We start from the raw sequence: 18,610 nt of genomic DNA, 5'->3' as shown, positions 1-18,610 counted from the left end.
CTCTTACCTGACCGCGGCGCTGCCCTCAGGCGTCACCGCGGCCGCTGACATTGTTACGCTTTGTGCAGGCGGGCGCGCACCAGGGTCAGGGCGGACGCGGCGCCCAGCGTTCCTGCCACGATCTGCACCTGGCCGAGGGCAGGAAAATGCAACGCAGCCCCGGCTAGCTGGCCGGCCGCAAAACCGGCCAACGAGGCCAGCGCAAACCATCCAAGCCCTGCAAGCGTGCGCCCCTGCCAAGCATGAAAGAGCGCCGCGTAGAGCAGGGCCAGGGCCAGGCTGAGCCACAGCGCCGGATGCACCAACAGATCAAACAGCCCGGTCAATGATGCCTCCCCCCAGGCAGGCGTCGCCCTCATAGAAAACAACCCCCTGGCCTGGTGTGATATCACGCAAAGGCAACTCGAACAGCACGCGTACCCGATCACTACTCAGCGGCACGACTGTGGCCGGCGCCGCCTGCGCTTTGTAACGGATGCGGGCCTGCACCTGGATTGGCGCGGCCAGCGGCTGTCCCACACCCCACGCCACCTGACTGGCGGTCAGTTCGGTCTGGCCGAGCGCCGCGGCTGGGCCAACAATCACCGCGTTGCGGGCCGCGTCCAGGCGCAGGACGAAGAGCGGCTCACGGGCGCCAATCCCCAGGCCCTTGCGCTGACCGATGGTGTAGAAGGCCAGGCCCTCATGCTGCCCCAGCACCTGCCCGTCCGCGCCGATGATCGGGCCGGACTGCACCGCGGCCGGCGCCCAGTCGGTCAGGAAGCGGCGATAGTCATTGTCGGCCAGAAAACAGAGGTCCTGACTCTCACGCTTGCTCGCCACCGTCAGGCCGCGGGCCGCCGCCAGTTCGCGCACCTGCGGCTTGGTCAGTTCGCCAAGCGGAAACAGCAGATGCGCCAGTTCCCGCTGCGTCGCCATGTGCAGCACGTAACTCTGATCTTTGGCCGCATCCACGCCCCGGCAAAGCTGATAGAGCGGATACTCCAGGCCATCCCAGGCGGCCAGCGCGCCCTGCGCCGCGTTCACCTGACGGATGCGTGCATAATGCCCGGTGGCCAGGTAATCGGCGCCCAGCGCGGCTGCGTAATCGAACAACACCCCCAGGCGAATGGTGCGATTGCACGCCAGGCAGGGGTTGGGCGTCAGCCCGTCGCTGTAACCCTGGATGAAAAAATCTACCACGTTCTCTTTGAACGGCCGCTCTACATTGAGCAGGTAGAATGGAATGTCCAGCGCAGCGGCCACGCGGCGGGCGTCGGTCACGGCCTCCAGCGAACAGCACTTGTTGCTCGAGGCCTCGCCGCGGTCGAGTTCGGCCCACAGGCGCATCATCACGCCGATGACGTGATAGCCCTGCTCCACCAGCAGCGCCGCGGCCACGGAACTGTCCACGCCGCCGCTCATTGCGACGACAACGGTCGTCTCATGCCTCACGGTCATCGTGGAATCGCCGCTATCCACTCGTCCAGCGTGGCCGCGCTCTCGATCCTGGTCTGCAAGTGCAGCAACTGCGCCTCAGTACACGCATTCAGCCGCGCCAGCACCGCAGGCGCCAGTTCGGCCCCGAAGCGATAGCGGGCCAGGGTGGGCAGCAGGCTGCGCAGAGTCGCCATGCGGCCCTCTGCGATCCCTTCTGCATGTCCTTCCAGCCTGCCCTCTGCGATCCAGGCAGTGGCGACTTCGCCGGCCACGGCCTCGGCCGACGCCTGCGCAGAAAAGATGTCGGCCACGCGGCGCTGCCAGCCCGGCAAGAACGGCTCGACCCCGATCACATCGCCTACTTCATACACCTCCGGCTGCAGCGGACTCTGCGCCCGGTAGACGTAGATGCGCTTCCCGCGCATGTCCACATCCCACACCACCTCCGCCCGGTTGTTGAAGTACAACTCGCGCTTGCGCCGCTCCTGTGCCCGCCGGTTCGAGGGCGACCGCGTCTCCACCACCAACTCCGGACACCCGTGCAGAATCAGGCGCTGACTCGGCCCGGTCGGCTGCGCCGTCGCCGCCCGTTTCCACGAAATCAACGCAATGTCAGGCTTGATCACATCGCCGTTGCTCAACAAACATTCCATCTGATCCGGCAAGCCGGCGCCAAATCCCGCCTTGCGCGCCGAAAGATCCAACATCGCCTGGATGTTCCCCGCCACTGTGCGCTCGAAGAAGTCGGTCATCTCCTGCCATACCAGCCAGCCGTTGTACAGCTCGACTGCCTCCCCATCCAGAATCATCTCGGCATTGTCTATCGTGTACGGCCCCACACTGCGACCATACGCCTCCAGGATGTCGGTCGGCCAATCGCGCCCTTCCCGCGCCAGCCCACTCCGCACCAGCCCGGCCGGCCTCCGATGATCGGTTCGCACCGGTCCCGTCAACGTCACAGCCATGTTCTTACCTCTCCATTTCTCCTGCGCCGGCGCCAGGCCAACTTCGCACTCGTTGCAGCAACGGTCGTCTCATGCCTCACGGTCATCGTGGAATCGCCGCTATCCACTCGTCCAGCGTGGCTGCGCTCTCGATCCTGGTCTGCAAGTGCAGCAACTGCGCCTCAGCGCACGCATTCAGCCGCGCCAGCACCGCAGGCGCCAGCTCGGCCCCGAAGCGATAGCGGGCCAGGGTGGGCAGCAGGCTGCGCAGAGTCTCCACACGTCCCTCTGCAATCCAGGCCGCGGCGACCTCGCCGGCCACCGACTCGGCTGACGCCTGCGCGGAAAAGATGTCGGCCACGCGGCGCTGCCAGCCCGGCAAGTACGGCTCGACCCTGATCACATCGCCCAGCTCGTACACCTCCGCCTGCAGCGGATTCTGCACCCGGTAGACGTAGATGCGCTTCCCGCGCATGTCCACATCCCACACCACCTCCGCCCGGTTGTTGAAGTACAACTCGCGCTTGCGCCGCTCCTGCGCCCGCCGGTTCGAGGGAGACCGCGTCTCCACCACCAACTCCGGACACCCGTGCAGAATCAGGCGCTGACTCGGTCCAGTCGGCTGCGCCGTCGCCGCTCGTTTCCATGAAATCAACGCAATGTCAGGCTTGATCACATCGCCGTTGCTCAACAAACATTCCATCTGATCCGGCAAGCCGGCGCCAAATCCCGCCTTGCGCGCCGAAAGATCCAACATCGCCTGGATGTTCCCAGCCACCGTGCGCTCGAAGAAGTCGGTCATCTCTTGCCACACCAGCCAGCCGTTGTACAGCTCGACTGCCTCCCCATCCAGAATCATCTCGGCATTGTCTATCGTGTACGGCCCCACACTGCGACCATACGCCTCCAGGATGTCGGTCGGCCAATCGCGCCCTTCCCGCGCTAGCCCGCTCCGCACCAGCCCGGCCGGCCTCCGATGATCGGTTCGCACCGGTCCCGTCAACGTCACAGCCATGATCTTACCTCTCCATCTCTCCTGCGCCGGCGCACGGTCCTACGACCGCCCTACAATCGCGTTCCCACCGGCTCTCCTGCGCTCATCTGGCGCAGCCGGCCAACCAGCGGCGTCAGCGCATCCGCGACCGCCTCGATATCGGCATCGGTCGTGCTGTGTCCCAGGGTCAGGCGCAGATGGCCGGCCGCGGCGATCGGATCAATGCCCAGGGCGGTCAGCACGTGCGACGGCTCCTGCGCCGCGCTGGTGCAGGCCGAACCGCTGGACGCGGCAATGCCGGCCATATCGAGGCCCATCAACACCCCCTGAATCTCCAGGCCGCCGAGCAGAAAGCTGGCATGATTGGGCAGGCGTTGCGTGCGGTGACCGCTGACCCGCACATCAGGAATTTCACGCAGCACGCGGTTGATAAGGCGGTCGCGCAGAATGGCCTGGTGCGCGTTGTTGGTGACACGCGACATCTGCGTCAGCGTCAGCGCCGCGGCCATGCCCACGATGTAAGGCACATTCTCCGTGCCCGCGCGGTGCTTCGTCTCCTGGCTGCCCCCGGTGACCTGCGACCACAGGGACGTCCCGCGGCGCACATAGAGCAGGCCGATCCCCTTTGGCCCGTAGAACTTGTGCGCAGAGAGGGCCAGCAGATCAACCTGCAGGTCCTCGACATCGAGCGGCAGCAGGCCGCCGGCCTGCACTGCGTCGGTGTGAAAGGTAATGCCCCGGCTGCGCGCCAGCGCGCCAATCTGCGCCAGCGGCTGAATGGTGCCGATTTCGTTGTTCGCGTACATCACGCTGATGAGTACGGTGTCCGGGCGCAGGGCCGCCTCAAAATCGGCCAGCGACAGCAGGCCATCCCCGTCCACCGGCAGCACAGTCAGCGTAAAGCCGTAGCGGTCGCGCAGATCGAAGGCTGTCTGCAACACAGCCTTGTGCTCCACCGCGGAGACGATCAAATGCTGGCCGCGCCCGCGCGCCTGCTGCGCCAGGGCCACCCCGCGCAGGGCCAGGTTGTCAGCCTCTGTGCCGCAACTGGTGAAGACGATCTCATTGGGCTGGCAGTTGAGCAGATGCGCGATGTCCTGGCGGCTCTGGTCAATGGCGCGGGCCGACTCGCGCCCCAGGCGGTGAATGCTCGACGGGTTGCCGTAGCGTTCACTGAAAAAAGGCAGCATCGCCTCCAGCACTTCCGGCGCGACCGGCGTTGTGGCGGCATGATCGAAGTAGATAAGACGCTCTTCAGCAGGCATGGCACACCATCCAGAATTAGAATCGTCAACTCGAACCGGTGTTGATTCTAACATCGTGCGCGCTGGCTGTCAAGCAACGTCGGAGGTCAGCAGGAATCGCGCCAAACGCCCCTTCGCGCTGCGCGTGCTTCGTGTTGCTTCGCGGCTTCGTGCTCCAAACGCCCCTTCGCCGCGTTGGCAGAACCCCGCGGACGTGCTACAATAGATGCCATCTCTCTGCCTGAGGTCTGACCTGTGCCGCCGCTGCCCAAAATCTGGAAGATTGCCGAGCCTGCCCCGCCTGCCTTCCTGGCGCAGGCGCCGCACCTGCACCGCATCCTGGCGCAGATTCTGTTCAACCGCGGTCTGCGTGACCCAGCCGCCATCGAATCGTTCCTGCAAGGAATCACCCTGGTCAAAAACCCCTACAACCTGAAAGGGCTGCCCGAAGCCGTCACGCGTATCCGCCGCGCCCTGCGCCAGGGCGAACGCATCGCGGTCTACGGCGACTTCGACGCGGACGGCGTCACCGCCACCACGCTGCTGGTGCAGACGCTGCGCGCCTGCGGCGGCCAGGTGGAGCCATACATTCCACACCGCGTGGATGAAGGCTACGGCCTGAACAACCGCGCCCTGACCTTTCTGCGCCAGCAGGGCTTTGCGCTCGTCATCACCGTGGACTGCGGCATCCGCTCCGTGGCCGAGGCCGAGCACGCCCGCGCCCTGGGCCTCGATCTGATCATCACCGATCACCATCACGTCGGCGCGGAGCTGCCCGACGCGCTGGCGGTCATCAACCCGCGCCAGCCCGGCTGCCGCTATGGCTTCAGCGGCCTGGCCGGCGTGGGCGTGGCCTACCGCGTGGCGCAGGGCATCCTGCGCGCGGTCAGCGCCAATCAGCCGCGCGACAGCCGCGGGCCTGGCCTGGATGAAAGCGATCTGCTCGACCTGGTGGCGTTGGGCACGGTGGCCGACATCGTGCCGCTGCTGCAGGAAAATCGCGAGCTGGTGCGCCAGGGGCTGGTGCGGCTCAACCGCACGCCACGCGTGGGCCTGCAAGCGCTGATGCAGCAGGCCGGCGTCACCACGGGTCAGGCTGATACCACCGCGATCGGTTTTCGCCTGGCCCCGCGCATCAACGCGGCCGGACGCCTGCAATCGGCCATGCTCGCCTACCAACTCCTGTCCACTCAGGATCAGGCCGAGGCGACCGCCCTGGCCAGCCAGTTGGGCCAGCTCAACACCAAGCGCCAGGAGTTGACCGAGCAGACCGTGCAGGCCGCACGTCGCCAGATCGAGGCCAACCCCGGCAATGGCCTGCTCCTGCTGGCGGAAGGCGACGATTTCTTGCACGGCGTCGTTGGGCTGGCCGCGGGCAAGCTGACCGAGGAGTACTATCGCCCGACCATCGTCATCGAGCGCGGCCCGGACTTCAGCCACGGCTCCGCGCGCAGCATCCCCGCCTTTCACATCACCCGCGCCCTCGATCGCGTCGCTCATCTGCTCGAACGGCACGGCGGGCATGAGGCCGCGGCCGGCTTCAAGATTCGCACCGAGCGCCTGCCGCAGTTCCGTGAGGAGATGCAGGCCGTGGCCGCGGCCGAGCTGAGCCAGCAGACGCTGCTGCCGCTGTTGGAGATTGACGCGGTGGTGCGCCTGAGCGATCTGGACTTCGGCCTGCTCGGCATCCTGCAGCAACTGGAACCGTGCGGCCAGGACAACCGGTCGCCGGTCCTGCTGGCACGCAACTGCAAGGTGCTCGAAGCGCGCACCGTGGGCGGCGAAGGCGCGCATCTCAAACTGATCCTCTCTGACGGCGGGCCCCCGCGCGACGCCATCGCCTTCCGCCAGGGTCACTGGCTGAGCCGGGTGCGCCAACGCATGGACGTGGTCTTTGCCCTGGAGACCAACGAATACAACGGCAACCGCCGCCTGCAGCTCAACGTGCATGATCTGAAGCTGTCAGACGAGGCGCCCGACTCCTATCAGCCTTCATTCCAGCCTTCATTACTCCTGGCTGAGGCTTGAACACGATGTGGCGCCAGCGCATTTCCACTCCCAGTCACGGGTCCCGCTACATTGACATCGAAAGCGACACCCAGTTCAGCGACGCCTGGATCACCCTGGGCCTCCTGCTGATGTTCCTGGGCCTGGTGCTGCAAAATCCCTTCCTCAGCGCCAGCGCATTTGCCCTGTTCCTGGTGGCCCTCACCGGCTGGCTCTGGAACACGCTCAGCCTCTTTGGTCTGCACTACGAGCGAAACCTCAGCGAAATTCGAGCCTTCCGCGGCGAAACCATCAACCTGGTGCTGACGGTGCGTAACCAGAAGATCCTGCCCTTGACCTGGCTCAGCATCGTGGACCGTTTCCCGGTCGAGCTGCCGGTCAACGCCAGCAAGGTCATGGTCAATACCACCACCAACCTGGGCGAGTTCCACACCTTCTGGATGCCCGGCGCGTTTCAACGCCTGCAACGTCCGTTTCAGATCGAGTGCAGCGAGCGCGGCTTCTACACCTTCGGCCCGGCCGTGGTGAGCACCGGCGATGGCTTCGGCCTCTTCAGCCGCCGCGCCACCCTGATGGAACGCCAACAGTTGATCGTCTACCCGCACCTCTACAGCGCGGCCGACCTGCACCTGCCGCCCAAGAACCCATTCGGCGCCCAGGGCACGCGTGGGCATCTGTTCCAGGACCCCCTGCGCACGGTGGGCATTCGCGCCTGGCAGCCGGCCGACAGCCTGCACCACGTTCACTGGAAGGCCACCGCGCGCCAGCAACAGTTGCTCAGCCGGGCCTTCGAGCCGAGCGCGGAGATGCAGGTGCTGATCTTCCTCAACGTCGCCACCCTGGTACGCCACTGGCACGGCTACATCCCCGAACTGCTGGAACGGGTCGTCAGTGTGGCCGCCAGCCTGGCCAGCCTGACCGCAGAGCAGCGTCTGCCGGTCGGACTGATCGCCAACGGCGCGCTGCCCAACAGCGACCAGCCCATCCGCCTGCTGCCGGGCCGCAGCCCCGATCAACTGTTGCACATCCTGGAGCTGCTGGCCGCGGTGACCAATTTCGCCACCGCCCCGATCGAGGAGATACTGCTGCGTGAGGCCCCGCGCGCACCCTGGGGCGCCACCCTGGTGATCGTGACGGCCATCGCGCATGATGCCCTGCTGGCCGCGCTGCTCGATCTGGCCGGCGCCGGGCGCCGCGTGGTTCTCTTCACCCTGGCCGCAGAACCGCCCAAAGACCTGCTGCCCGGCATCATGGTCTATCATCTGCCGCACCTGGTCAATGACCTGCTGGCGCCGACGTTGGTGCAAAATGATTCTGACTAACCGCCGTCACCGCCTGATCTTCATCTGCCTGGCGGGCATGGAGATGGCCTGGTTCACGCCGCTGCTGCTGCTGCTCCTGTACGCGCAGCGCCGCTGGCGCGGCGACCTGGCGCTGCCCGTTCCCACGCCGCTGGCGCTGTTCGGCGTGCTGTGGATCAGCCTGATCCTGCTCATGCTGGCGCTCGATGTGCTGCAAAAGCGCGACCTCGAATCGCCCCGCTTCGAGTTGAGCGTGCTGGCCCTGCTCCTGCTCACCTCCCTGCTCGCGATCCGGTTCGGCCTCTACACCCGCGCCCTGCTGACCGATGGAACCTGGCTGCGCAACACGGCCGACGCCATCTTCAACTTTCAGCGCGGCCTGCGCCCGGAGCTGCTCTTCTTTCTCACCATGCTCTTCCTGTGGCAGCGCGCGGCCAGCGCATCCAGTAGGGATCTCGGTTTTTTCAGCGTCGGCGTCAGTTTTCGCCTGGGCATTCTGCTGCTCATCGTGGGCGGCAGCCTCCTGGTGGGCGTGACGCCGCAACCCCTGGCCGCGGTGCAGTTCCTGTGGATCTACTTTGTCTTGGGGCTTAGCGCGGTGGCCCTCAGCCGCATTGATCAACACGCGACGCGTGGCTATGACAGCGCCGGCGTCATGCTCCCCACCGGCCGCCTGGCGCAGCTCCTGGCTATCATTGCGGGCGTCGTGGGCGCCACTGCGCTGCTGGCGGGGTGGTTGACGCCCCAGGGTCAGCTGCGCCTGGTGCAGCAACTGCTGCCGCTGTGGCTTTTCCTGGCCAAAATCCTGCGCTTCATTCTGGACGCCATCTTCTGGCTGGTCGCGCCCGTGTTGGAGTGGCTGCTCGAACTGCTCGTGCGCCTCTTCCGTGAATCCGATCTGCTCACCCGCCTGGACGGGATCCTGCAGAACATGCAGGTGGCCCCTCTCGACACCCAGATAGCCACGCAGCCCACACCCGATCCCATCCCGCCGTGGATTTGGGTGGCTGCGCGCTACGCCCTGGTGCTCGTGGTGCTCACACTGATGGTCGCCCTGGTGCTCGTGGTGCTCGGACGGGTGCGCCGCGGCCGCTCCGCCGATCAGGACGAAGCGGCCGCGGGCGAGGCGTTGACCCTCGGTGGCAGCAGTTTGCGCCGCGGCCTGCAGCGCCTGCGCCGCCTGGCGCGCCTGGTGCGCCGCTACGGCCTGGGCAGTCAACTGCTGGCCGCCATCTCCGTGCAAAACCTCTACGCCAACCTGACCCGCCTGGCGCGGCAGCGCGGCTTTGGCCGACCGCCGGCCCTCTCCCCGGACGACTACCTGCCGCTGCTGTCTCAGGCCTTTCCCGGCCAGGATGCGGCCCTGCAGCGCCTCACCCTGGCCTACATGCGCGTCCACTACGGCGATCATCCCGTGGCCGAGAACGAACTGGCGCAGCTCCGCGCCGACTTCCGCGCCATCCAGGAAACCCCGCGACAGGAAAACCGTCAGCCGGACTAACGATGGAAATGATGGGAATGATTTCATTGACAATGAAATCATTTGGGTGTATGATTGCAGTATGAATGACAATCATTGGATAACCAGGTGGTCCAGGGACCAGGTTCGGGCCATGCTGCTGGAACAGTTCCATGCCTTCTGGCGCCGCGACGTCGGCATCGAACGGGTGCAGTTAGGCGAACTTGAGCGCGCGGCGCCGCTGCCGCATGCGGTCATCATCTCTGGGCTGCGGCGGGCCGGCAAGTCAACCCTGCTGGCGCAGTTGGCCCATCGCCTGGGCGAGGACAGGTTCTACTACATCAACTTCGAGGATGAGCGCTTCCTGGGCTTCGGAGCCGAGGACGCCAACGACCTGTACGGGCTGTTGGTCGAGCTGTTCGGCGAGCGCGGCATCTTCGTGATAGACGAGATCCAGAACGTGCCCGGCTGGGAGCACTTTGTACGCCGCTTCATGGAGCAGGGACTGAAGTTCTACATCACCGGCTCGAACGCTTCGCTGCTCAGCCGCGAGTTGGGCAGTCGCCTGACCGGGCGTTATGTGCCGGTGGAGCTGTTTCCCTTTTCCTTCAGCGAGTTCCTGCGCTTCCGGGGTTACGCCATACCCGACCTGGCGCGCCTGACCACGGCGGACACCGGCCGGCTGCAGGGCTACCTGGGCGAGTACCTGCGCCTGGGCGGCATCCCGGAGCCGCTCAAGTACCCCGAGCTGCCGCTGGCGCGCACGCTCTACGACGATGTGCTCTACCGGGACATCGCGACGCGTCACCGCATCGAAGATGTGCGCGCGCTCAAGGAGTTGGCCTACACCCTGATGAGCAACCCGGCGGGCCTGGTGTCGTTCAACAAGCTCAAGGAGCAGCTTCGGCTCGGCAGCGTCAACACCGTCAAGAATTATGTCGAATACCTGGAAAACAGTTGGCTCATCTTCACGGCCAATGTCTACGACTTCTCGGTCAAGCGCCAGCAGGTCGCGCCCAAGAAGGTCTACGCCATTGACACCGGCCTGGCGAGCGCCGTGGGCTTCTCCTTCTCGCCCAACACCGGGAAGCTGCTGGAGAACCTGGTTTTCCTGGCGCTGCGGCGGCGAACAGCGGAGGTCTACTACTACACGTCGCCGGGCGGCTACGAGGTAGACTTCTACCTGCCGCAGACCGGCGAGCTGATCCAGGTCAGCCAGAACCTGGGGCAGCCGGCCACGCGCGAGCGCGAGCTGCGCGGCCTGACCGCCGCGCTGCGCAGCCTGAACCTGACGACCGGGCTGATCCTGACCGACGCCAACGCCGCGCCGATCGAGGCAGACGGCCTGACCCTCGAAGTCCGGTCCCTGGCCGAATGGCTGCTGTCATCATAGGCGATGCAATCAGTGGATTCGCAGAATCAGCAGGCCGTCATAGACGCCAGTCACATAGATCAAGTTGTCCACAACGCTGACAGCCCAGGCAGACCTTATCGCTTCGTACGCGCTGTGCAGAAAAGGCCTGGCCGGATCACTGACATCAATGACCTCCAAACCGCTCGATTGCCCGGCCACGTAGGCCAGGCTGTCTACCACGCTGACGCTATTGACGTACGACGAGATGGTGTATGTACTGAGTCGGCTGGGGTTGGTCGGGTTGCTAACGTCAATGATGTACAGCCTGCCGTGCAACTCAGTCACATAGGCCAAACTGCCCACCACGCTTACGTCTGTAAAAGAACCGTCCAACCTGATGAAGCCGAGCCTCGTGGGGTTAGTTGGATAGCTGACGTCAATGATGGACAGTATGCCGCTCCATTCGGCCACGAAAACCAGGCTCCCCACTACGCTTACGCTCAGGACTTCCCAACCGGGTCCAACGTATGCGCCACGCCAGATGGGATCGGTTGGATCGCTGACATCAATGATCTGCAGGCCGCCCGAGGCATCGGCGACGTAAGCCAGAGCGCCCACCACACTCACACCAAGGGCATATCCTGGCGTATCGTATGCGCCGCGTAAGATAGGATTGGCCGGGTCGCTGACTTCGATGATCTGCAGACCAGTTGGCCCATCCGCCACATAGGCCAGACCGCCCACCACGCTCACATCAACGGCGTTTCCTGGCGTAAGATAAGCGCCGAGCCAGTTAGGGCTAGCCGGATTGCTGACATCAATGATGTGCAGGCCGTTCTCATAATCGGCCACATAGGCCAGGTCGCCTGCTACGGTCACGCCAAGTGCAACTTCCGGCGAACCGTAAGCGCCGCGCAAGGTTGGGTTGGTTGAATTGCTGACGTCAATGATCTGCAGACCGATATGCTTGTCGGCCAAATAGGCCAGATCACCCACAACATCTACACCGTAGACCTCACCCGGCGTGTCGTACGTGCCGCGCCAGATGGGGTTAGCTGGATCTCCGACGTCAAGAATTAGCAGGCCACTACCCCAGTTGGCCACATAAGCCAGGCTGCCTACTACACTCACACCAAAGGCCGGTTCTGACGTTTCATAGGCGCCGCGCAGGGTGGGCTTGGCCGGATCGCTGACGGCGATGATCTGCAGACCCGCCTCAAGTGCGGCCACATAGGCCAGGCTGCCTGCCACGCTCACGCCGTAGGCATACCCTGGCGTATCGTACGCGCCGAGCAGGAGAGGGTTGGCCGGATTGCTGACTTCGATGATCTGAAGACCGCTGCTTCCATCGGCCACATAGGCCAGGCTGCCCACCACACTCACGCCAATGGCCTCCGGCGTGTCGTATGCGCCGCGCAGGATGGGATTGGCTGGATCGTTGACATCAATGATCTGCAAACCATTCCACCCATCGGCCACATGGGCCAGGCCGTCCACTACGCTTACGCCATAAGCAGTTCCCGGCGTATCGTACGCGCCGCGCAGGAAGGGCGTGACTGGATTGCTGACATCAATGACCTGCAGACCGGCCGAACCAGCAGCCACGTAAGCCAGACCACCCAGCACGTGTACGGCCCACACCATCCCAGGCAGGGCAGGACTCTGTCCAATCCGAACTGGATGAGCCGGGTCACTCACATCCAGGATCACCAGCCAGGAGCTGCTGCCAACATAGGCGTAGCTCCCCTGCACATCCACAGCCATGATGGCCCCGCCGATTTGCCCGACCAACTCGATCCACGCGGCAGGCGTTGGCGTTGGCGTCGCCTGGCGCGGCACATGAGGCAAGAACACCTGCGCCGCGCCAGGCGTGCTGGCACCCACGGCCCGGTCAACGGGCGAAGCCGCCAGCAGAGGCGTCTGCATCCTGCTCGCCAACAGCAGCATCGCCATCCCGGCGATGGCAGCCGCCACCGCCAACGATCCCCCCTTGCGGCCGCACACGCCAGGCATCAACGGCAACTGGTTCATACTGTTCCTCCTCTTCCTTGTCAGATGTCAGTCAGTCAGTTCATTCATTCATTCATGGGCGGGCACTTCCGCGCCATCCAGGAAACCCCGCGGCAGGCCGCTCGCTAACTATGCATCAGTGGATTCGCAGAATCAACAGGCCTCCCTCCCTGGCAGTCAAATAGACCAGGTCGCCCACCGCGCTGACATCAGCTGATTCTCCCGGGGTATCGTACGCACCGCGCAGGATGGGGTTGGACGGGTCGCTGACGTCAACAATCTGTAAGCCGCTCGATCCATCCGCCACAAAGGCCAGATTGCCCACCACACTCACGCCAACGGCAGTCCCCGGCGTATCGTACTCGCCGAGCAGCAAGGGGTTGGCCGGATTGTTGACATCTATGATCTGCAGGCCGCTTTTGCCAGCGGCCACGTAAGCCAGACTTCCCACCACACTCACGCGAGCGGCGCCCCCCGGCGTATTGTACTCGCCGAGCAGGGTGGGGTTGAACGGATTGCCGACATCAATGATCCACAGACCACTTTCATGATCGGCCGTATAGACCAGGTAGGCTAGGCTGTCCACCACGCTCACATCCTGGACAGATCCCGGCGCGCCGATCACGCAACACAAGGTGGGATTGCCCGGGTCGCTGACCTCAATGATCTGCAGGTCGCCCAAACCATCGGCCACATAAGCCAGGCTGCCCACCACACTCACGCCAATAGCCTCACCCGACGTATCATATTCGCCACGCCAGATGAGGTTGGTTGGGTTGCCCACGTCAATGATCTGCAGGCCGCCGTAGTTCCCATCGGCCACATAAGCTAGGCTTCCCACCACGCTGACATCGTAGGCCTCCCCCGGTGTAGCGTACGCGCCGCGCAGGGTGGAGTTAGCCGGATTGCTGACATCTATGATCTGCAAGCCATTGTGATAATCGGCCACATAGGCAAGGCTGCCTACCACCCTCACGCCCCAAATATACCCCGGCGAATTGTAAGCACCACGTAGGGTGGGATTGGCCGGGTTGCGGACGTTGATGATCTGAAGACCGCTGTATTTATCGGTAACATAGGCCAGGGTGCCCTCCACATTGACGCCATAGGCGCCGCCCGGCGTGTCGTACGTGCCGCGCCAGATGGGGTTGGCCGGATTCTTGACGTCAATGATCTGCAGGCCGCTATTCCAATCGGTGACAAACGCCAGACTGCCTTTCACGCTCACGCGAAAAGCAATCCCCGGCGTATCGTACGCGCCGCGCAGGGTGGGATTGGCCGGATCGCTGACATCTATGATCCGCAGACCAGCGTCACGTGCGGCCACATAGGCCAGGCTCTCCGCCACGCTCACGTCGCTGGCATACCCCGGCGCACTGTACTCGCCGAGCAGGAGGGGATTGGCCGGGTCGCTGACATCTATGATCTGCAGACCATCCCATTCATCAGCCACATAAGCCAGACTGCCCACCACACTCACGCCAACAGCCTCACCCAGCGTATCGTATGCACCGAGCAGGAAGGGGTTGGCCGGGTTGCTGGCCTCGATAATCTGCAGACTGGCCCCATCAGCCACATAAGCCAGACTTCCCGTCACGCTGACGCCTACGGCAAACCTCGGCGTATCGTACGCGCCGCGCAGGATGGGATTGGCCGGATTGCTGACCTCGATGATCTGCAGGCCGCTACTGCCATCGGCCACATAGGCCAGGCTGCCCACCACACTCACGCCCTGCACAAGCGCGGGTAGGGCAGGACTTTGTCCAACAAGCACAGGATGAGCCGGGTCACTGACGTTTAGAATCACCAAGCGAGGCCCAACGCCGACATAGGCGTAGCTCCCCTGCACATCCACGGCCATGATAACCCCGCCGATCTGCCCGACCAGCTCGATCCACGACGTAGGCGTTGGCGTTGGCGTCGCCTGGCGCGGCACATGAGGCAAGAACACCTGCGCGGCGCCAGGCGTGCTGGCAACCACGGCCCGGTCAACGGGCGTAGCCGCCAGCAGCGGCGTCTGCATCCCGCTCGCCAACAGCAGCATTGCCATCCCGGCGATGACAGCCGCCACCGCCAACGATCCCCCCTTGCGGCCGCGCACGCCAGGCGTGATAGACAAGTGGTTCATACTGTTCCTCCTCTTCCTTGTCAGATGTCAGTTCATTCATTCATTCATTCATGGGCGGGCACTTCAGGGTCATCCGGGAAACCCCCCAACAGGCCGCACCCTAACCATACGTCAATGGATTCGCAGAATCAGCAGGCCACCCTCCCTGGCAGTCAAATAGACCAGGTCGCCCACCGCGCTGACATCAGCTGATTCTCCCGGGGTATCGTACGCACCGCGCAGGATTGGATTAGCCGGGTCGCTGACCTCGATAATCTGCAGACCGGCCTCATCGGCCACATAGGCCAGACTTCCCGCCACGCTAACGCTTTCGGCAAACCTCGGCGTATCGTACTCGCCGAGCAGGAAGGGGTTGGCCGGATTGCTGACATCAATGATCTGCAGGCCGCTACTGCCATCGGCCACATAGGCAAAATTGTTCAGAAGACTGATCCCTTGCGCAAACCCCGGCGTATCGTACGCGCTGCGCAAGTATGGCAAGTCCGGGTTACTCACGTCAATGATCTGCAAGCCGTAATCCCATGCAACCACATAGGCCAGGCTCCCCACAACGCTGACATTCTGCGTCGTCCCCAGCGTATCGCACCTGCCGCGCAGGAACGGATTGGTCGGGTCAGTTACATCAATGATCTGCAGACCTCCCCCATCAGTCACATAGGCCAGGCCATTCATGACGTCAACACCATTCACGCTTCCCTGGACAATCGCTTCACCGCGCGAGGTGGGATTGGCCGGGTTGCTGACGTCAATGATCTGCAAGCCGCTCCCATCGGCTACATAAGCCAGACTGCCCACCACGCTTACGGCCATGGCATATCCCGGCGTATCGTACACGCCGCGCCAAATGGGATTGGCCGGGTTACTCAGGTCAATGATCTGTAGCCCGCTGGCCTCATCGGTCACATAGGCCAGGCTGCTCACTACGCTGACAGCGCTAACATGCCCCAACGAATCGTACTTGCCCCGCCATGCAGGTTCACCAGGATCGCTGACATCAATGATTTGTAGGCGGCTCTCTGCGTCGGGCAGAGGCCGCGTGTGTGACCAAGTGGGAAGTACATTGCCCAAACCACCAATGCGAGTTGCGGCGCCCCTCGCTCAGCGTGCCAACGACGGTGAGTATAGACTCAGGTCCAGGGATTGGCTTGTTCCGATGGCGAGCCGTGATACAGAGCCAACCGATCCGGTTTCCGATACAACCGCTCGCACGCCGCCTTCCCCAGCGGCCGTTGCTATCAGGGTCACATAAAACGAGTAGGTCTGCTGGCGTTTCATGGGACCAAACCAGCGATACACGCCATCCTCATGACTAGAGAATTCGAAGACTGCCGCCAGAGCAGCATCCTCCGCTTCTACGCACGGCTCACCTGATTCCAGACCGCCAGTCGGGACTGTAAGCCCTACCGTGGCAAGCTGAAGGTCTACCAACGGCGTTACTTCATAGACCAGGGTCACCGGTTGGTTCAAGGCCAGGGCGCCTGACAAATACAACCGGTTCTGAACCAGTTCCGGTTGGAACTGTACGACTGATACGTTTGGATTTGCGAGGTTCCAGTGATTAGGCGGTGGGCTATGGCTGAGCCAGATGTCTTCGCCTTCCACCAGCATATAAATCTTCTCACTACGAGCGTAATACGATCTAGCAAGAGTCTCCTTCCAACCCATAGCTTCCACGACATGATACCCGTTCTCTACAATCCGTGCAGTGGCGGTGATAACGTAGGTTCGACCCGGCTCCATGTCAATTGACGGTTCGCGAGATGCGTCGAGCAGATCCATGCCGGCCGGCACATAAAACCACCACTTCACATCGGTGAGGGCCATCAAGGTGCGCATTTTCAGCCGTAGCGCAAAAGGCTTGCCCAGGGCCGGCCGACCTTCCAATTCCAACGATGCCGTCAAAGGTGAACTGGGTGTCGAACAGGCAACCAGCAACAACGGTGTACACAGCCCCGCGGCCACGATGACAGCCGCGATCCAGCACCGCATCCGCATCATCGGCAGATTCCTCTTGCACCACGTTGTCATGATCTCCTCCCTGCATCTTTCATCGAGGCAGCGGACAGACCTGGCGCCTGCCCGCCAATTCGACTGCAAGAATACACCCTTCACCGGTGCGCCGACGATGCAAGCCGGAGGCTTGCGTTACTGGCCCCTCAACGAATCTCGATGGTCGGCGCCTCGTCGGGCAGAGGCGTCGCCTCACGGCCGCGTGACGGGCGCTCCGGCGCGGATGATTCCGGCAGACGGCCCGTCTCCTGCTGCACCCAGCGCGCCAGGGTCTCCTGGTAGGTGCGCATCAAGTCGGCGTCCTGCATCATCTGCGCCTCGCCGGTCAGGCTGGCGACATGGCGCAGCGCCTGCTCCAGGCGAAAGGCCAGGTCCCAGGCCTCCTCGTAGCGCCGCGCCTGGTACAGGCGGGCAATCTCCCGCAGCCCCTCGGCCGTGCGTTGAATGGTGACGTTGCGCAGCACTTCCAGGTCCCACAGAGGGTCATAGCCGGTGATGTAACCCGCGTCTACCGTGGCCTGTCCATCCAGCGATTCATCCTTCTGCGCAAACAGATCGCGATAGCGCAGCGTCACATCCAGCAGCGGCCGGCCGCCCCGGCGGCCAGGCGTCACTTCCAGGCGCACCATCACCACCTGGCTGTCGCCCGTTCCCATATCATGCAACTGCACGTTCAGCGGCCCGGCCGGCGGCGTGCCGTCGAAGCCCGTCACGCTGACCACCCGCACCCCGGCCTGCGGCTGCAGGAGAACCGAGACCGCCTCGGCCACCTTCTGCATCAGACCGGCCGCTTCCTCGCGAAAGACCTTGTCCATTTCCGCGGCCGAATCAATGAAGTGATAGCCGCCCTTGCCCTGGCGGGCCAACTGGCTGAGCAGCGCATCGTTGAAATCGTGGCCCAGGCCAATCGTAGAGAGGTAGATACCGCGGTCGTTGAAAGCCCGCGCATCCGCGGCAATCTGACCGGAATCGGTCACACCGTTGTTGGCGATGCCGTCGGTCAGCAGGATGACCCGGTTGTTGCGGCGGACATCGAAGTTCGCCTCCACCACCTGCAAGCCCAACATCATGCCCGCATGCAGGTTCGTATTGCCGTTCGTGGTCAGGCGCTCCACCGCGCTCTCGATCCAGCCGCCGTCGCCCACCTGCTGCGGGGAAACGAGCAGCTCGGCGCGGTCACTGTAGGTCACGATGGCAACCCGATCGTTGGACGCCAGACTGCGCAAGAAGACCCGCAGCGATTCTTTGACATACGGCATCTTCTCGGCCGCGCTCATCGAGCCGCTGCAGTCAATCACCAGCGCCAGGTTGAGCGGCGCAATGGCCTCGTTGGCCTCGCTGCGCGCCTGAATGCCCACCTGCAGCCAGGCCTCGCCGCCCTCGGCCGGCAAGCGGCCATTGCCCAGGCGCAGGTCGAGTCCCAGCGCCGTGTTGACCGGCGCCGCAAAGTGCTGCTCATAGTAATTGAGATACTCCGCCACACGCAGCTCCTCGGCCGGCGCAATACCGCCCGACTCGATCACACCGCGGCTGCGCGACTTCGCACTGTCCGGCACCGATCCCCCGCATGAACTCAACAGCAGGATCACGCCCATCAACAACGAACCAACCAACAGAAATTTCTTCGTAAACATGGTGCTCACTCCTTTCTTGCGCTGCAGAACCACCCGTGGGGGGCGCCAGCGTCCAGGAACCTGGCGGGCAAGACGCCCGCTCTCCCGGCCCGGTTTCAGATTTCAT

Annotated in this window: 14 protein-coding genes; 4 read left to right on the top strand and 10 right to left on the bottom strand. The window is 63.8% G+C overall.

Features of this window, described 5'->3' with window-relative positions:
* Window positions 1-53: 53 nt before the first annotated feature.
* From IPM84_13880 to IPM84_13860, 5 genes are all read right to left on the bottom strand, one after another.
* The gene (locus IPM84_13880; GenBank protein MBK9093832.1) at window positions 54-326 is read right to left on the bottom strand and encodes a hypothetical protein; all 273 of its coding nucleotides are present in this window, start codon (window positions 324-326) and stop codon (window positions 54-56) included.
* Window positions 310-1,440: a tRNA 2-thiouridine(34) synthase MnmA gene (gene mnmA / locus IPM84_13875; GenBank protein ID MBK9093831.1), complete on the bottom strand. Its 1,131-nt coding sequence runs from the start codon at window positions 1,438-1,440 to the stop codon at window positions 310-312. The genes IPM84_13880 and mnmA overlap by 17 nt, the downstream gene beginning before the upstream one ends.
* Window positions 1,437-2,384, bottom strand: a complete 948-nt coding sequence (locus tag IPM84_13870) for a Uma2 family endonuclease (protein ID MBK9093830.1) — start codon at window positions 2,382-2,384, stop codon at window positions 1,437-1,439. Before IPM84_13870 ends, mnmA begins: the two co-directional genes overlap by 4 nt.
* 82 nt (window positions 2,385-2,466) lie before the next feature.
* Window positions 2,467-3,378: a Uma2 family endonuclease gene (locus IPM84_13865; protein ID MBK9093829.1), complete on the bottom strand. Its 912-nt coding sequence runs from the start codon at window positions 3,376-3,378 to the stop codon at window positions 2,467-2,469.
* Window positions 3,379-3,428: 50 nt separating this feature from the next.
* Window positions 3,429-4,622 (bottom strand): cysteine desulfurase, encoded by a 1,194-nt coding sequence (locus tag IPM84_13860; protein ID MBK9093828.1) that lies wholly within the window; start codon window positions 4,620-4,622, stop codon window positions 3,429-3,431.
* A gap of 234 nt (window positions 4,623-4,856) precedes the next feature.
* On the opposite strand from IPM84_13860, the gene recJ reads away from it, so the two are divergent.
* The 4 genes from recJ to IPM84_13840 all read left to right on the top strand — a co-directional run bounded on the left by recJ (window position 4,857) and on the right by IPM84_13840 (window position 10,761).
* A complete protein-coding gene (gene recJ, locus IPM84_13855; protein ID MBK9093827.1) occupies window positions 4,857-6,629 on the top strand; it encodes a single-stranded-DNA-specific exonuclease RecJ in 1,773 nt (590 codons plus the stop codon).
* Window positions 6,626-7,930 carry a DUF58 domain-containing protein gene (locus IPM84_13850; GenBank protein MBK9093826.1) on the top strand — a complete coding sequence of 435 codons (1,305 nt, stop codon included), beginning with the start codon at window positions 6,626-6,628 and terminating at the stop codon, window positions 7,928-7,930. The genes recJ and IPM84_13850 overlap by 4 nt, the downstream gene beginning before the upstream one ends.
* Window positions 7,917-9,410, top strand: coding sequence for a DUF4129 domain-containing protein (locus IPM84_13845; GenBank protein ID MBK9093825.1), 1,494 nt, complete (start codon window positions 7,917-7,919; stop codon window positions 9,408-9,410). The genes IPM84_13850 and IPM84_13845 overlap by 14 nt, the downstream gene beginning before the upstream one ends.
* Window positions 9,411-9,471: 61 nt before the next feature.
* Window positions 9,472-10,761, top strand: a complete 1,290-nt coding sequence (locus IPM84_13840) for an ATP-binding protein (GenBank protein MBK9093824.1) — start codon at window positions 9,472-9,474, stop codon at window positions 10,759-10,761.
* A 9-nt stretch (window positions 10,762-10,770) separates the two neighbouring features.
* On the opposite strand, the gene IPM84_13835 is transcribed toward IPM84_13840, so the two are convergent.
* The 5 genes from IPM84_13835 to IPM84_13815 form a co-directional block, all read right to left on the bottom strand.
* Window positions 10,771-12,753 carry a hypothetical protein gene (locus tag IPM84_13835; GenBank protein MBK9093823.1) on the bottom strand — a complete coding sequence of 661 codons (1,983 nt, stop codon included), beginning with the start codon at window positions 12,751-12,753 and terminating at the stop codon, window positions 10,771-10,773.
* A 115-nt stretch (window positions 12,754-12,868) separates the two neighbouring features.
* Window positions 12,869-14,860, bottom strand: a complete 1,992-nt coding sequence (locus IPM84_13830; protein ID MBK9093822.1) for a hypothetical protein — start codon at window positions 14,858-14,860, stop codon at window positions 12,869-12,871.
* A gap of 111 nt (window positions 14,861-14,971) precedes the next feature.
* A complete protein-coding gene (locus IPM84_13825; protein MBK9093821.1) occupies window positions 14,972-15,928 on the bottom strand; it encodes a hypothetical protein in 957 nt (318 codons plus the stop codon).
* A 30-nt stretch (window positions 15,929-15,958) separates the two neighbouring features.
* On the bottom strand, window positions 15,959-16,888 hold the full coding sequence (locus IPM84_13820) for a hypothetical protein (GenBank protein MBK9093820.1): 930 nt from the start codon (window positions 16,886-16,888) through the stop codon (window positions 15,959-15,961).
* 128 nt (window positions 16,889-17,016) lie between these two features.
* Entirely contained in the window at window positions 17,017-18,504 is a 1,488-nt protein-coding gene (locus IPM84_13815) for a VWA domain-containing protein (GenBank protein MBK9093819.1), read from the bottom strand.
* Window positions 18,505-18,610 lie beyond the last annotated feature (106 nt).

Source organism: Candidatus Amarolinea dominans (assembly GCA_016719785.1).
In the GTDB taxonomy this organism is placed as follows: domain Bacteria; phylum Chloroflexota; class Anaerolineae; order SSC4; family Amarolineaceae; genus Amarolinea; species Amarolinea dominans.
The sequence above is the reverse complement of the archived record's forward strand: the minus strand, read 5'-3'. Positions and strand labels throughout refer to the sequence as shown.